This is a genomic window from Succinispira mobilis DSM 6222, from assembly GCF_000384135.1.
In the GTDB taxonomy this organism is placed as follows: Bacteria; Bacillota; Negativicutes; order Acidaminococcales; family Succinispiraceae; genus Succinispira; species Succinispira mobilis.
On record NZ_KB913028.1, the window covers coordinates 433,698 to 448,602 of the forward strand.

General features: G+C 38.9%; 11 protein-coding genes. 10 read left to right on the plus strand and 1 reads right to left on the minus strand.

What is annotated here, in order from left to right:
* The first annotated feature begins 3 nt into the window (after positions 1-3).
* From SUCMO_RS0102085 to SUCMO_RS0102120, 8 genes are all read left to right on the plus strand, one after another.
* Positions 4-1,176, plus strand: coding sequence for a glycosyltransferase family 4 protein (locus SUCMO_RS0102085; protein ID WP_019878774.1), 1,173 nt, complete (start codon positions 4-6; stop codon positions 1,174-1,176).
* Between the two features lie 165 nt (positions 1,177-1,341).
* A complete protein-coding gene (locus SUCMO_RS0102090) occupies positions 1,342-3,372 on the plus strand; it encodes an LTA synthase family protein (protein WP_019878775.1) in 2,031 nt (676 codons plus the stop codon).
* A gap of 19 nt (positions 3,373-3,391) precedes the next feature.
* Positions 3,392-4,747 (plus strand): phosphohexomutase domain-containing protein, encoded by a 1,356-nt coding sequence (locus SUCMO_RS0102095; RefSeq protein ID WP_019878776.1) that lies wholly within the window; start codon positions 3,392-3,394, stop codon positions 4,745-4,747.
* A gap of 212 nt (positions 4,748-4,959) precedes the next feature.
* Positions 4,960-6,342: a mannose-1-phosphate guanylyltransferase/mannose-6-phosphate isomerase gene (locus SUCMO_RS0102100; protein WP_019878777.1), complete on the plus strand. Its 1,383-nt coding sequence runs from the start codon at positions 4,960-4,962 to the stop codon at positions 6,340-6,342.
* A gap of 404 nt (positions 6,343-6,746) precedes the next feature.
* Entirely contained in the window at positions 6,747-7,622 is an 876-nt protein-coding gene (gene galU, locus SUCMO_RS0102105) for a UTP--glucose-1-phosphate uridylyltransferase GalU (protein ID WP_019878778.1), read from the plus strand.
* Between the two features lie 187 nt (positions 7,623-7,809).
* On the plus strand, positions 7,810-8,775 hold the full coding sequence (galE, locus tag SUCMO_RS0102110) for a UDP-glucose 4-epimerase GalE (protein ID WP_019878779.1): 966 nt from the start codon (positions 7,810-7,812) through the stop codon (positions 8,773-8,775).
* Positions 8,776-8,794: 19 nt separating this feature from the next.
* On the plus strand, positions 8,795-10,210 hold the full coding sequence (locus SUCMO_RS0102115; protein ID WP_019878781.1) for a hypothetical protein: 1,416 nt from the start codon (positions 8,795-8,797) through the stop codon (positions 10,208-10,210).
* A 163-nt stretch (positions 10,211-10,373) separates the two neighbouring features.
* Positions 10,374-11,075 carry a response regulator gene (locus SUCMO_RS0102120; protein WP_033297050.1) on the plus strand — a complete coding sequence of 234 codons (702 nt, stop codon included), beginning with the start codon at positions 10,374-10,376 and terminating at the stop codon, positions 11,073-11,075.
* 145 nt (positions 11,076-11,220) lie between these two features.
* Here the strand turns inward: SUCMO_RS0102120 and SUCMO_RS0102125 are convergent, their stop codons facing one another.
* Positions 11,221-12,000 carry a basic amino acid ABC transporter substrate-binding protein gene (locus tag SUCMO_RS0102125; protein WP_019878783.1) on the minus strand — a complete coding sequence of 260 codons (780 nt, stop codon included), beginning with the start codon at positions 11,998-12,000 and terminating at the stop codon, positions 11,221-11,223.
* 464 nt (positions 12,001-12,464) lie between these two features.
* On the opposite strand from SUCMO_RS0102125, the gene SUCMO_RS0102130 reads away from it, so the two are divergent.
* Together SUCMO_RS0102130 and SUCMO_RS0102135 are read left to right on the plus strand one after the other, a co-directional pair.
* On the plus strand, positions 12,465-14,378 hold the full coding sequence (locus SUCMO_RS0102130) for an ABC transporter ATP-binding protein (protein ID WP_019878784.1): 1,914 nt from the start codon (positions 12,465-12,467) through the stop codon (positions 14,376-14,378).
* A 183-nt stretch (positions 14,379-14,561) separates the two neighbouring features.
* Positions 14,562-14,759, plus strand: coding sequence for a YjfB family protein (locus tag SUCMO_RS0102135; RefSeq protein WP_019878785.1), 198 nt, complete (start codon positions 14,562-14,564; stop codon positions 14,757-14,759).
* Positions 14,760-14,905 lie beyond the last annotated feature (146 nt).

Sequence of the window (14,905 nt, forward strand, 5' to 3'; positions counted from 1 at the left end):
AATTTGAAAAAATTATTGGTGTTTTCACAGTTTTTTTATCCAGATCAAACTGGAACGGGGAAGGTTTTGGCTGAATTATTTTCATATTTAGCAAGGAAAGGCTTTGCGGTAACGGCTTTAAGCAGTCGCCAAATTCATAATGATAGTAAAAATACAATTTTAGCAGCGCATGAAGTTTGGGAAAAAGTAGAAATTCATAGGGTTTTTAAAAATTTTAAAGACAAAAACAAAGCTTTAGGACGTATTTTTAATTATCTGATGTTTTTTATGCAAGCATGTTTTTACACTTTACAAACAGGGTTGCATAAAAATAAAGATATTTTAATTAGTGTGTCTAATCCGCCAATTATGCCATTGTTGCCAGCAATATTAAAAGGTAAGCGGAAGTTTATCTATTTAATACATGACCTATATCCAGACATAGCAATTAAGATGGGCGCAACAAGACCTAACAGCCTTATGGCTAAAGTTATATTGGTAGTAAATAATTTTGTTTTTCTTAAAGCCGATAAAATAATTGTTTTAGGTCGTGATATGAAACAATATTTAATTGATAATTATTTGGTAAACGCCGATAAAATAGTTGTGTTTACTAACTGGGCTGAAAAAGTTAACTGTCCAAGTTGTTCTCCAGGAAATGAGTTTCAACTAATATATTCTGGAAATATGGGGAAGTTTCACAGCTTAGAGATGTTGTTGGATTTGGCTGTTTCCATGGTTGATATCAATATTTGCTTTATAGGCGCTGGCGCACAACGAGATTCCTTACAAGCAAAAGCCGAAAAATTAGCATTAACAAATGTTGAATTTTCGCCCTTTTTAGAACAAGAGCAATACTTACGGAAAATGCAACAGGCAAGTGCTTTTGTAGTTTCTTTGGAAAAAAATTTGACTGGACTAGCAGTTCCTAGTAAATTTTACACATATTTATCATTAGGTAAGCCAATTATTTGTATAAGTGAGCCTGAAAGCGAAATGGCACAGATAATAGTCGAGGCAGATTGTGGTTTTGTTGTGGCACATGGAGATTTAGTAGCATTGGAAAGAGCAGTTGCAAAACTTTTGGACAAAAAAACTCAATTGCAAATGGCGGAGAATGCTAAAAAAGTGTTTACTGAAAAATATGAAAAAACTTTAGTGGTTGCTCAATATGAAAAGTTATTAGAAAGTTTATAGCCTCAGCTATGTCTGGGGTTATTTCTTTTGCCCAATTTGCCGAAATCTAGCTGTTAACAAATTACAGATTATGGTAAAATGTATGGGAATGTATACATTGCATTTAGGGCAGGTATTTGGGGCAAGATGCAGTTAATTTTAACGGTTAGGTGGTAGTCTTAACAAATGAAAAAAATGCAAAAACAGCCAAAAAAATGGCTATATTTAGGGTTTGCGGTTTTGTTATTGTGCGAAATTGTCTGGGCTTATTATTTTTATTTGCCGATTGTGCCCTTTCCCGAGAACGAATTCTGGTTTAAGGTTGTGAACGTGGGCTTGCGGGATTTATTATTGCTCGGGAGCGTACGCTTTTTGTATAGTAACCGCAAACGTATTCCCGACCGTTTAGTTCGTTATTTTCCTGTGGTGGTTGCTGGTGGGGGTTATTTATTAAGTGCTGCCCATATAATCCATATGATCGAGTTAGACTTGGGATTTTTAACGTTTATTGCGCTGTTAACAGGGTTGATAAATAATATTTTCTTGCTGCTACTAGTGAGTATTTGTTATCATCACTGGCAAAGTCGCACTTGGCAAATAACTTATTTTCTCACTTATTTATTTACCGTATTTGCCTTGTTAATTGATAGTCTGTATTTTGCCAATACCTCGACACATGTACAAAGTGTGTTTTTTGATAATATAAATATTTATTCTTTAGAAGGGGTATATTCTAGTTTAAAACTTGGTCAATTATTGCTTGTCGCTGCCTTAGTTTTGCTGGTTTTTCCCTTGTTTCGCCTGCCCAAGCTTACTAAAATTAAACCGAACTTTACCTATTCGTTATTTGCGGTAGTTGCTTTTTTCTTGGTGTTTAATTTGCTTAATAAAAGTATTTCTTTTGTTAGCTATAAGCTACTAGATCAGGTGCAAGGCTTGGGTTTAGAAGTAGAACTAGAACAAACGCGCCAAGAGTATCGCGATATGGTCAGTACTCCAGTTAATATTAATTTAGTAGCAAAAGGTTTATTTAAAACGGATAAGGTGCTAAAAGTTGGTAATGGCACTGCAAAACGTAAGTTGAGTGAACAAGATTTACAGCAATTAGCAGGGTTATATATTTACCCTGATGAGACACCACGTCCAGCGACAGTAGCCAAGTATAAGCGGGTAGTGCTGCTGGTAATGGAGTCTGTGCATCGCGATTATTTCCATTTTTACAATAAAAAAATTCCTGCCGAGGCTACACCGTTTATTGATGAGTTGTTAGCTAACTATCCGCGCTTGGATAATTATTATTCTAGTGCGATTCCCACGACTCAAGGGTTAAATGCTACTTTTCGTTCGCAATATATTTATGACGCCGATGTTCCTGGCAAAGCGCGGCCTACGATATATCGCCAGTTAAATGCGGCGGGCTATCGCAATATTTTTTTAAATGCTTCTAGTAAATATTATGCGAATGAGTTGCGTGAATATCCAGAACAATTTGGCATGAATGAATATTATTCCCGGGAATATTTAGAGACCAGAGGTTATAAAGGTGCTTCAGGTTGGGGTTTTCATAATGATGTGATGTATCAAGAAGGTTTAGAGTTTTTACGCCAGGCTAAGCAAGAGGATGGCAAGTTGTTTTTAGTAGTGAAAACTTTAGATATGCACCAGCCTTACCCCTATTATGGAGAAACCTATGAAAATCTACCGCCCGCAGTACGCGATAGCAAGTATGCAACTGTGCGGGGCATGCATTGGGTAGATAGTTGCGTACGGAACTTTATAACTACTGCAAGGCAAGAAGGCTTATTAGATGAACAAACTTTAGTGGTGCTGACTAGTGACCATAATCCGCATTCAGGCGGAGAGTATAAAGAATTAGTTGATAAAAATAACTCGCAAAGTATTGCGCCTATTCCTTTGCTGTTTATCAGCAAGAATTTAACGCCGTTAGATAGTTTAGCGAGCAATATGTATGCTGGTCAGGTTGATTTGGCGCCGACTTTATTATATTTGTTAGGGGTTACCCCAAGTGCTAGTTATGTCGGGCGGGATTTATTGCAACGTGACGCTTATGAATCCTTTGCTTTGGGCTATTTTGGTGGCAAAGCCTACTATTTCTCAGAGGAAAAGAATTTTAATATTAAGCTAGATAATCCGTATCCCAATAATTTACAAGAAGATGCGCTGGCAAATTATTTGATGTATGAGTATGCCAAATAAAGGAAAGTAAGGTGATTTTATGTTAACAACAACAGCTTTTAAGGCCTATGATATTCGGGGGCGTGTGCCGAGTGAAATTAATGAACAATTAGCCTATACTTTAGGACGGGTTTTTGTGGACAAATATGCGGCACAAACCGTAGTTGTCGGGCGGGATATACGCGAATCTAGCGCTAGCCTATGTACAGCCTTAACTAAAGGCTTGCGGGCCGCTGGAGCGAAAGTTTTGGATATTGGCTTATGTGGTACGGAGATGGTTTATTTTGCGACTACGCATCTTCAAGCTTGTGGGGGCATTATGGTTACAGCTAGTCATAACCCGCAAGATTATAACGGCATGAAGCTGGTGCGCGCTGGGGCGGTGCCGATTTCGGGTGATACGGGCTTACAAGATTTAGCAAAGTTGGTCGTAGAATTTCAAGAAGATGGGGAAGATAAACAAGGTGAATATGCGACGGTAGATATTATGCCTGCTTATCGCGCCAAAATTCTTAGCTTTGTAGATACACAGGCTTTGAAACCTTTGAAAATTGTTGTAAATGCAGGTAATGGTTGTGCGGGACCAGTCTTTGATCAAATAGCGGCAACTTTACCGTTTGAAGTAGTTAGAATTAATCATCAACCAGATGGCAGTTTCCCAAATGGCATTCCCAATCCGATGTTAGTAGAAAATCAAGGAGTAACGGCACGCGCAGTTGTCGAACATCAGGCGGACTTAGGTATTGCCTGGGATGGCGATTTTGACCGCTGCTTCTTATTTGCCGCGGATGGGGAATTTATTGAGGGTTATTACTTGGTAGGGTTTTTAGCGGAAGTATTTTTGCAGCGTCAACCTGGGGCAAAAATTATGTATGATCCCCGCTTGACTTGGAATACATTAGAGATTGTAGAAAAACTTCAAGGACAACCAGTTATTTCTAAAGGCGGGCATGCTTTTATGAAAGAAACTATGCGTCGTGAAGAAGTGTTATATGGGGGCGAGATGTCGGCGCATCACTATTTTAAAGATTTTACTTATGCGGATAGTGGGATGATTCCTTGGCTATTAGTTTTAGAATATATGAGCCAAACCGGCCGCAGTTTAAAAAGTTTGGTGGCAGAGCGGATGGCTAAATTCCCTTGTAGCGGGGAAATTAATCGGCGGGTAGCGGATGCAAGTACAGTGCTGGCCGAGTTACAAGCTAAATATGATCCAGATAAACAAGGCTTATACATTGATGGGATTGCCGTGGATTTTCCGAAATGGCGCTTTAATGTACGCGTTTCGAATACCGAGCCAGTAATTCGCTTGAATTTAGAGACGCGGGGCGATCGACAATTGCTAGCTGAAAAAACAGCGGAAGTTTTAGCCCTTATTGGTGGCGACGAGGCCTAAATTTGTAAGTTAAGGCAATTAAGCTTGGAATGATGTTGGCTGGCAGCTAGTTATTTTAGTTAGCGCAGAACTAGTCAGCGTCTGTGCGGAATTGTGTTACTTAGGCCAGCTAATGTTTACAGTTAAGTTGTCGCAGGTAACTAATTTTGCAGGTAACTATTAGGATAATATTCAGTAAAGAGCAAATTTACTCAAGCGAAAAGAGGTTGGTTATGAAGGTTATTATTTTAGCAGGTGGCGGCGGAACACGTCTATTTCCTTTATCTAGAGGTAACTACCCCAAACAATTTTTAAAAGCATTTGGCGACACTTCGTTGTTAGTGCAAAGTATTTTACGCTTTACGAACACTTTGCCCCAAACTGATATAGTGGTGGTTACAGGTGAACGTTATGCCGAACAAGTACGGGGGGAGTTAATTGCTAATAAGCTGGAACAAGTGCATATTTTGCTTGAACCTGAAGCCCGCAATACTGCGCCGGCGATTTTATTGGCGGCAAAATTTTGTGAGAGTCAATTGAATTGTACACCGCAAGAAGTTTTGTTTATTTCGACATCTGATCATCTAATTCGGCCACAAAACTTGTTTGAAGCGAGTTTGCAAGAAGCTTGCGATTTAGCTGCGGGTAATAAAATCGTAACTTTTGGTATCAAGCCAGATAAACCAGAAACTGGTTATGGTTATATTCAAGCCGGTGCTAGTTATCAAAATGCTTATCAAGTACAGTCTTTTAAAGAAAAACCAGAATTGGCGGTGGCCGAGGCCTATTTACAAGCGGGAAACTATTTTTGGAATTCCGGGATGTTTGCTTTTAATATTGCGACTTTTTATCAAGAGTTACAACAACATATGCCCGCTTTATATCAACAAAGTCAGTTAAGCTTAGCGGAATTGTTAGGCGCTTTTGCGCAGGCTCCGAATATTTCTTTGGATTATGCGGTGGCGGAAAAATCTGCGCAGGTTGTAATGTTGCCCCTTACTTGTAGTTGGAGTGATATTGGCTGTTGGGATGCGATGTATGAAGTTTCCGAGAAAGATGCAACTGGCAATGTAGTACAGGGTGACTGCACTTTGGTGGAGTGCACTAATAGTATGCTCATGAGCAAAAACCGTTTGATTGCGGGTGTCGGTTTAGAAGATATTTTGGTGGTGGAAACTGACGATGTTATTTTGGTGGCGCGTAAAGGTGAGTCACAAAAAGTTAAGCAAGTGGTGGATCGGTTAAAGCTCGCTAAACGTAAAGAAGCCGATGAGCCAACTACTGTATATCGCCCTTGGGGTAGCTATACAGTGCTTAATAATGGCGCGGGCTACAAAATGAAGAAAATTGTGGTTAATCCAGGCGCGAAACTTAGCCTGCAATTACATTATCATCGTAGTGAGCATTGGATTGTTACAGCTGGTACTGGCTTGGTAACAATTGGCGAGAAAGTTTGTTTGTTAGAAACTAATCAAAGTGTGTTTGTACCGATTGGGGCCAAACATCGTTTGGAAAATCCTGGGAAATTGCCGCTAGAAATTATTGAAGTCCAAAGTGGTGATTATTTAGAGGAAGATGATATTGTGCGTTTTGATGATATTTATCAGCGTGTCTAGGTGTATAGAAGATAGTGGCGGCTGCGAATTTATTCGGAGTCGCTTTTTGCATTGAAGAAAACCATGTGCTAGGCATCTGGTTTGGGAAAGTTTAAAGCTATACAAAAATTCTCTATTACGGTTGTTTATCAGAAAGACTGCTGCAAACTGTCTTGGTATTTACAAAAACTGCAGAGGCGCATAAGTTGTGTAATAATAACAAATATTTTTTAGAAACTAACAAATAGCAAACTTGAAATTAATAACGCAACAAGTTTTAAATGCTCGTTAGTTAAGTTTGCGCTGTGTTTTAGTAGCAGATTATGATAAATGGGCTTTCTAAAAGTATCGAAAATTAGTTTGGCTAGGAAAAAAAATCTGAAACTGGTATAATTATATTAAAATAAGCGTTTATGAGGTGGCAAATGAATAAAGTAAGAAAAGCGATAATTCCAGCGGCGGGCTTAGGTACAAGGTTTTTACCAGCAACTAAGGCGCAACCGAAGGAAATGTTGCCGATTGTAGATAAACCAACTATCCAATATATTATTGAAGAAGCCGTAGCTTCGGGCATTGAAGAAATTCTTATTATTACGGGGCGCAGTAAACGGGCTATTGAAGATCATTTTGATCGGTCGATTGAACTGGAGTTTACCCTGGAAAAACAAGGTAAAGAAGACTTATTAAAATTAGTTCAAGAGACTTCTAATATTCCGATTCATTATATTCGCCAAAAAGAAGCCAAAGGCTTAGGCCATGCGGTGCTATGTGCTAAACAATTTGTCGGTAATGAACCGTTTGCGGTACTGTTAGGTGATGATGTCGTAGATGCAACGGTTCCTTGTTTAAAACAACTAATGGATGTTTATGAACAATATGGTAAAAGTGTGCTAGGGGTGCAAAATGTGCCGCCGGATAAGGTGTCTAGTTATGGGATTGTTAGCCCCGGGGCGCAAGAAAACGCTGCGGTGTGGCGGGTGCAAGGGTTAGTAGAAAAACCAGCCCAACAAGTAGCTCCCTCGACTTTAGCAATTTTAGGGCGTTATATTATTAATCCAGAGATTTTTGCTTTGTTAGAAGAAACGCAACCAGGTAGTGGGGGCGAAATCCAACTTACCGATGCCTTGGCTAAATTGGCGGAATTACAAGAGATGTATGCTTATAATTTTTTTGGCCGCCGTTATGATGTGGGTGATAAACAGGGATTTTTAGAGGCTACGGTAGAGTTTGCTTTGAAACGTCCCGAGCTAAAAGATAAGTTTTTAGCTTATTTGCGGGAATTATTGCCGAAGTATCAATAAGTTACAGGCCACGGTTGCTGTTTGGGGCTAATTAAAAAGCGGCTTGGGTTATTAAAGAAAAACTAAAAGAGCCTGAAAAATTGCTAGTGGCGCTTAGAAAAGGGGCAATTGTGCCATTGTATTTGCTTACTTAAGCAAATAGATTGGAGCTTTTCCAGGAAATAATAAAGTTGTTGGGAGCGAGAAGATGAACGTATTAGTGGTAGGTGGCGCGGGCTATATTGGCGCACATACGGTGCAAGCTTTACGAGAGCGCGGCCATAAGGTTTTTGTATATGATAATTTAAGTACGGGTAATTTAGAAGCGGTGCCTGAGGATATACATTTTTTTGAGGGCGATATTCGTGATGGTGATTTTTTGCGCCATATTTTTGCCGAATATTTAATTGATGCGGTAGTACATTTTGCCGCGTGTTCTTTAGTCGGAGAAAGTATGCAGGATCCAGCAAAGTACTATAATAATAATGTTGTGGGCACGTTAAGCCTGCTAAATGCCATGAAAGGTGCGGGTGTAGAGTATTTGCTGTTCTCCTCTACCGCAGCAGTGTACGGTGAACCAACGAGTTTGCCAATCACCGAGACGGCGCTTTGTCAGCCTACTAATGTTTATGGACGGACTAAATTGGCCATTGAGTGGAGCCTAGCAGATTACGCTCAAGCCTATAATTTAAAATATACGGCACTGCGCTATTTTAATGCGGCTGGAGCTAGTTTAGATGCTAGTATCGGTGAGGCGCATCCTGTGGAAACGCATTTAATTCCGCTGATTTTGCAAGCGGTCACAAAACATAAAGCCCTACAAGTTTTTGGCGATGATTATCCAACTCCTGATGGTACTTGTATTCGGGACTATATCCATGTGCTGGATTTAGCTACAGCCCATGTTTTAGCTTTAGAAAAGATGGTGCAAACGCAGCAATCGGCTGTCTATAATTTGGGGACGGAGACGGGATTTAGTGTCTTAGAAATTATAAAAATGGTTGAACAAGTTACAGGGCTAGTAGTTCCCTATACAATTAGCCCCCGCCGTGCTGGCGATCCAGCGCGCTTGGTGGCTAGTGTGAATAAAGCTAAGCAACAATTAGGTTGGCAATTGCAGCATAGTGATTTACAGCAGATTATTAGTTCAGCTTGGCAATGGCATTGTAAATAGCGGTTGTGGAGGGATATTTATGCAACGAATTTTGACTTTAGCTTCGGGTTTTAGTGTTGATTATACCAATATGTTTGGGGCAGAACGATTGCAAGAGAGCGATTTCGCTGAATATCAGCAACAACTGTTAGCAGCGCATCAAGCGGTGCAAGAACTTACAGTGACAGGAAATTCCACTTATGGACAACAGGTTTTATTTACCCAGATGCCGGAAGTTAAGTTTGGGAAAATAAATACTCCCGCTAGTATAGCCAAATTGCAAGCTTATGCGCAAAATATGCAAAATCGAGTGCAAGCTGTAGTTTCCTTAGGGGTAGGGGGGTCCTACTTAGGGGGGCGCGTTATTTTTGAAAGCCTAGTGGATGAATATTGGAATGGCTTATCGGCAAGAGAACGTTTTGGTCGACCCAAACTTTATTTTGCCGGCAATAGTTTATCAGCAACGGCTTTGCAAAGTTTATTACGGGAATTATTACGCCAAGCTCAAGCTTATGTACTTAAATATAAAAAACGCTATACTCTAACTTTGTTAGTAACCTCTAAATCGGGGACGACTTTAGAATGCATTACTGGTTTTATGAATTTATATACTACCTTTGCTGATTATGCCGATGTCCTTAATTTAGAAGTTGCAGTCCTAACTCAGACTGATGCTCAAGCGCCCAATCCACTCGAAGAACTAGCTCAGGTATGGGGTTGGGAAGTATTTCGGGTGCCAACTGGTATTGGCGGGCGGTTCTGTGTATTTACAGATCCAGGGTTGTTAATTGGGGCAATTTTAGGTTTGGATATTAATAGTTTTTTACAAGGGGCATGTGATATGGCTTTAGCTTGCCAAAATGCAGATATTTGGGCAAATCCTGCTTGGTTAAATGCCGCTTTGAAGTATTTAGCTGCTCAAAAAAATGGCAAATTTATTGAGGTTTTTATGCCTTACAGTCCTAACTTAAAAGCTTTAGGGGAATGGTATGTTCAGCTTTTAGCCGAGTCTTTAGGTAAAAAGCGTGCGGATGGAACAGCTTATAGTCGGACGCCAGTTGTAGCTATTGGTAGCACGGACATGCATGCTCAAACTCAAGAACATCAAGAAGGGTTAGCGAATAAATTGGTGCAATTTATTCAAATCACGCATGAGAGTATAGAAGTGCGAGTACCTGAGGTGTTCATGCAACAGGAGTTTTTTGCTAGATATGCAGGCCTAAGTTTAAATAATTTAAATAAACAAGCATTACAGGCGAATGCTCAAGCTTTAGCTAGTGCCAATCGTCCTAGTTTAACAATTAACTTGCCAGTTTTAGATATGTACTATCTAGGTAATTTGATGTATTTTTATATGTTAAGTATTGCTTATGAGGCAGAATTAGCTGGCGTTAATGCTTTTGATCAACCAGGCGTAGAGGTCTATAAACAGTATTTGCGCGCTCATGGCGGCTGAGAGCTAAGGTGTCATAACTGTGACTTAGGCAGTAGGTATACATTATATATGGAGAATGATATTTTGCAAATAAAATAACTAATGGTATAATAGTCGTAGGTATGAGTTTTGTCTTGCAAGGAAGCAGGTGAAAAACTCGCAATAGGAAAATTTGGACTTATTAATGCTGTTGTTTGCAAGGAGGCAGAAGAAAGTGGTTAAGATTTTAATTGCTGATGACCATAAGATCTTACGGGAAGGTATCAAAAATGTTTTAGAAATGGAAAGCGACTTTGAGGTTGTTGGGGAAGCTGGCAATGGTGAAGAAGCTTTGCGTTTTGTTAAAGAGCATAAACCAGATATTGTGTTAGTAGATATTAATATGCCGAAAATTAATGGCATTGAATTGGTGCGTAGAATTTCTGAGGGCGGTTATAATACGCGCTGTATAGTTTTAACTATTCATGATGATGAAGGTTATGTTTTAGAAGTGATGCAAGCAGGTGCGGCAGGTTATCTTTTAAAAGATGTAGAACCGTCGATTTTGGTGATGGCAATTAATAATGTTATGCAAGGTGAAACTTTCTTTCATCCAACTTTAGCTAAGAAAATCATTAATGAAGCGATGCGGGTCGGACCAACAACTACTGAGGAAAAGAAAAAGGGCAAACGGAGTAAGAAGATTAAACTTACGCCTCGTGAACTAGAAGTTATGCAGCTTATTGGTAAAGGATTAAGAAATTGTGAAATTGCAGATACTTTGTTTTTAAGCGAAAAAACAGTTAAAAATCATCTGACTAATATCTTTAGAAAATTAGGCGTTAACGATCGAACTCAAGCCTTATTATACTCGATAAAAAATCATTATGTTATTTTGCAAAAATAGTAATTAATAAGAAAAAGGTTGTAAGTCGGAGAAATATTCTCGAACTTGCAACCTTTGTTTTATATAAAAAATATGCTGTGCTATGCAAAAAGTTTTCGCACAACACAGCATATTTTACAGAGTTGTTTTATTAGTTATTGGGAAGTTATTTAATTTGTTTGCCAAACCATTTTTCGTAAATTTTATCATATTCGCCATTTTTCTTAAGTTCTGCTAAAGCGGCATTTAATTTCTTTTGCACTTCAGTGTTCTTTTTATCAAGGGCGATACCGTAGTCTTCAGCTTCTAGAATTGAACCGACGATTTTCAATTCTTTATTGTTGGCAGTTTTAATATAATATTGGTTTACTGGTAAATCATTAATTGCGGCATCTACACCACCATTTTTTAATTCCATATAGACATCGGAAACATTGTTAAATTCACGCACATTAGCATTAGCAATTTTCTTTGCTGCCATTGCGGAAGAAGTACCGATTTGTACAGCTATTTTTTTACCTTCTAGATCTTTAAGATTGTTAATGGCTGTATTGCTAGTTTTAGTAATGATTGATAAACCAGATTTGTAGTATGGGTCAGTAAATAATACTTTTTCAGCCCGTTCTTTAGTGATCGTCATGCCAGAGATGGCAACATCAATATTGCCCGCCATAAGTGCAGGTAATAGACCATCAAAAGCTAAACTGGTAACTTTTGCTTCGTAACCAGCTTGTTTAGCTAAGGCTTTGATTAAATCCATGTCGAAACCAGCATAATCTTTAGTTTTTTCATCTTGGAATTCAAATGGGGCAAAATCAGGGTTAGTACCGATTTTTAGAACTTTAACGGCGGCTTTGCCGTCGGCAGCTTTTTTCTCGCCACCACCACAGCCGACAACAGCTAGGGCTAGCATGAGTAAGCTAATAATTAAAATTAGTTTTTTCATAATAAGATTCACTCCTTGTTTATAGTCTTTTAATGAAGCTTATTATATTACAAGCAGAATAATAATGCAAGAGAAATTTTTAAAAATACAATATAAAAATTAGCGAGATATTACTAAGAAAATAAAAAACACTCTAGAAATAAAGAAAGTAGTCTTGTTTCAGTAAAATAAGGTGTTGGAAATGATTGTTAATGGAAGTGCAAAGCGATTTGGAAACATTATTTGGCTAGTTGGGTTTGATGCAAAATATGTATATTAATACCGAAAACTTTAGGGACACTAAGTGCTTTTTATAAATACGGGGTTTTAATAGTTCAGCGCGCTAATAATTAAGGGTAGTTTTGGTTATTAAGTGGACTCTATGGCTAAGGAAAAATTGCTGAGGCACGCGCTGCTACTTGTATATTTGGGCTGGATATAGTAAAATATCTAACTAGTTTGAAAGAAGTTGTAGTGGAGGAAGTATGCAGTTAAGAGTAGAAAATTTAGCTAAGAGTTTTGGGGTTCAAGAAATTTTCAAAGATGTAAGTTTTTTTATAGATAAAGGCGACAAGGTCGGATTAATTGGGGCAAATGGCATGGGCAAAAGCACCTTAGTTAAGTGCTTGTTGGGAGAGCTGGAGCCTGACGCTGGTCAAATTAGCTTTACGAGTGGGCTGACTGTAGGTTATGTAGAACAAGCCGCGCAATGTCCCACAGGCAACCTATGGCAAGTGTTACTTACCGCACAAGAGCGAATTTTGTTTTTGCGGACTGAAATGGCTCGTTTGGAGGAGCAGGTGGCTAAAAGTCCGCCAACAGAGCAACCGGAATATATTCAGGCTTATGAGCGGGCTGTGCATGAGTACGAACATTTAGCCGGCTATGAGTATGAGAGCTTGGTAAAAAAAGTAGCTTATGGCTTAGGCTTTAGTGATGTTGACTTTACCAAAGAGGTGGAAGAATTTTCGGGGGGACAAAAGACACGGATTAATTTGGCTTTAGCTTTAATTCGTCAACCGGAATTGTTGATTTTAGATGAACCCACCAATCATCTGGATATTCAGATGATTGAATGGTTGGAAGAATATTTGCGGGCGTATAATGGGGGATTACTTTTAATTTCCCACGATCGATATTTTTTGGATAAGGTCACCACTAAAATTATGTTGCTGCAAAATACGAAATTACAAACTTACCGAGGTAATTTTAGTGCTTATAGTCAACAATATGAATTGCAGTTACTTAGTCAACAGGCGGCGTATGCCAAACAACAGGAACATATTCAAGAGACGGAAGAATATATTCGTCGCTATAAAGCGGGGATAAAATGTAAGCAAGCTCGGGGTCGTCAATCTCAGTTAAATCGTTTAGTGCGGGTAGAAAAACCTGATAATCTTAAAAATATTAAATTGCAATTACCGGCGGCGGCGATGTGTGCCGAGCGAGTTTTGCTATTGGAAAATGTTAGTATTGGCTATGATGCGCCATTATTAGAAAAAGTTGAGCTGTTATTACGGCGGGGCGAAAAAGTGGCCCTTATTGGTGCTAATGGTGCTGGAAAAACAACTTTGCTTAAGAGCATTATGGGGGAACTAGCAGTTTTGCAGGGGCGAATTAGCTTAGGCAACCGGGTGCAAGTGGCTTATTTTTCGCAAGAACATGAAGATTTAAATTTAACTAATAGTTTGTTAGAAGAGTTAATGCAGATGGGTGTAAGTACCGAGGGGGAGGCGCGGAATTATTTAGCGAGTATTTTATTTACGGGTGATGATGTTTATAAATCAATTGCCACCTTATCAGGTGGTGAGCGGGCTCGCTTGGTTTTATTAAAATTGATGTTACAAGGCGCTAATTTTTTAGTGCTAGATGAGCCGACAAATCATTTAGATGTATTAGCTAGACAAGTTTTGGAAGAAACCTTGCGGACTTTTGATGGGAGTATGTTGGTAGTCAGCCATGACCGCTATTTTCTTGATGAGATGGTTGAAAGAATTTGGGAAATTGAAAACGGCAAATTGCAAGACTATCAAGGCAATTATTCCGCCTACAAAGAACAAAAACAAAAAAATATTGAGCAACAGACTAGCACTAAATCAGTTGCACCCCAAACTTCAAAGGAGTTAGTTTACACTGACGAAAATTTAGCTAAAAAGAATAAAGGTCCCGTGAAAAGAAGCAAAAGTCCTTATGAATTGGAAAAAAGACTGGAGAAAGTCGAGTTAAGTATTCGCGAACAAGAAGCTTTATTGATGGTTTTGGAACTAAAAATGGCCTTGCCAGAGAATCACATTGATTTAGAACAGAGTTTGCAACTGGCAACTGAACACGAAAACATAAAAACGCTCTTAGCACAATTGCTCGCAGAATGGGAAGATATAATGTTACAGTTAGAGTAAATTTTTCAGTGAATTAATTGCGGTACAAGAGCAGATATGCTATAATAAATCCTGTATACAAGATTAGTCTATTAAAGAAATTTACAAATCAGTCGATATATTTAATGGTAGAATAAAATCAGCGATTTATTTAATTGCTCGAGAGCAGTTAGGTATTTTGGCAGTAAAGTGAGGTGCATAAACATGGATTTGGCAAGTGTAGCTATGGGAACTAGCATTATACAAACAGCTGGAGCTGTGGATGTTGCCTTGACCAGAAAGGCAATGGATTTTAATGCGCAACAGGCCGCTGGGGTTGTGGAGCTAATGCAAGATAGCCGTAGTGCCATGGAGCAAAGTGTACGGCCACATATTGGAAGTAGTATTGATATACAAGCTTAGATAAGTGGGTACAGGGTAAATATTCTAAAGACTATTTCAAACAGGTTTTGGCAAAAAAACACATGTGAACAATACTTGGTTGTGGGTTAGCCTGCGACCAAGTTGTTCATGTGTTTTTGCAGATTTTGCGAAAAACAGCTTTGCGA

Excerpts from the sequence above, each read along its gene's own strand:
- SUCMO_RS0102125 (WP_019878783.1), bottom strand. The coding sequence starts at position 12,000 with ATGAAAAAACTAATTTTAATTATTAGCTTACTCATGCTAGCCCTAGCT.
- SUCMO_RS0102090 (WP_019878775.1), top strand. The coding sequence starts at position 1,342 with ATGAAAAAAATGCAAAAACAGCCAAAAAAATGGCTATATTTAGGGTTT.
- galU (WP_019878778.1), top strand. The coding sequence starts at position 6,747 with ATGAATAAAGTAAGAAAAGCGATAATTCCAGCGGCGGGCTTAGGTACA.
- SUCMO_RS0102130 (WP_019878784.1), top strand. The coding sequence starts at position 12,465 with ATGCAGTTAAGAGTAGAAAATTTAGCTAAGAGTTTTGGGGTTCAAGAA.
- SUCMO_RS0102120 (WP_033297050.1), top strand. The coding sequence starts at position 10,374 with ATGCTGTTGTTTGCAAGGAGGCAGAAGAAAGTGGTTAAGATTTTAATT.
- SUCMO_RS0102135 (WP_019878785.1), top strand. The coding sequence starts at position 14,562 with ATGGATTTGGCAAGTGTAGCTATGGGAACTAGCATTATACAAACAGCT.
- SUCMO_RS0102115 (WP_019878781.1), top strand. The coding sequence starts at position 8,795 with ATGCAACGAATTTTGACTTTAGCTTCGGGTTTTAGTGTTGATTATACC.
- SUCMO_RS0102100 (WP_019878777.1), top strand. The coding sequence starts at position 4,960 with ATGAAGGTTATTATTTTAGCAGGTGGCGGCGGAACACGTCTATTTCCT.
- SUCMO_RS0102095 (WP_019878776.1), top strand. The coding sequence starts at position 3,392 with ATGTTAACAACAACAGCTTTTAAGGCCTATGATATTCGGGGGCGTGTG.
- galE (WP_019878779.1), top strand. The coding sequence starts at position 7,810 with ATGAACGTATTAGTGGTAGGTGGCGCGGGCTATATTGGCGCACATACG.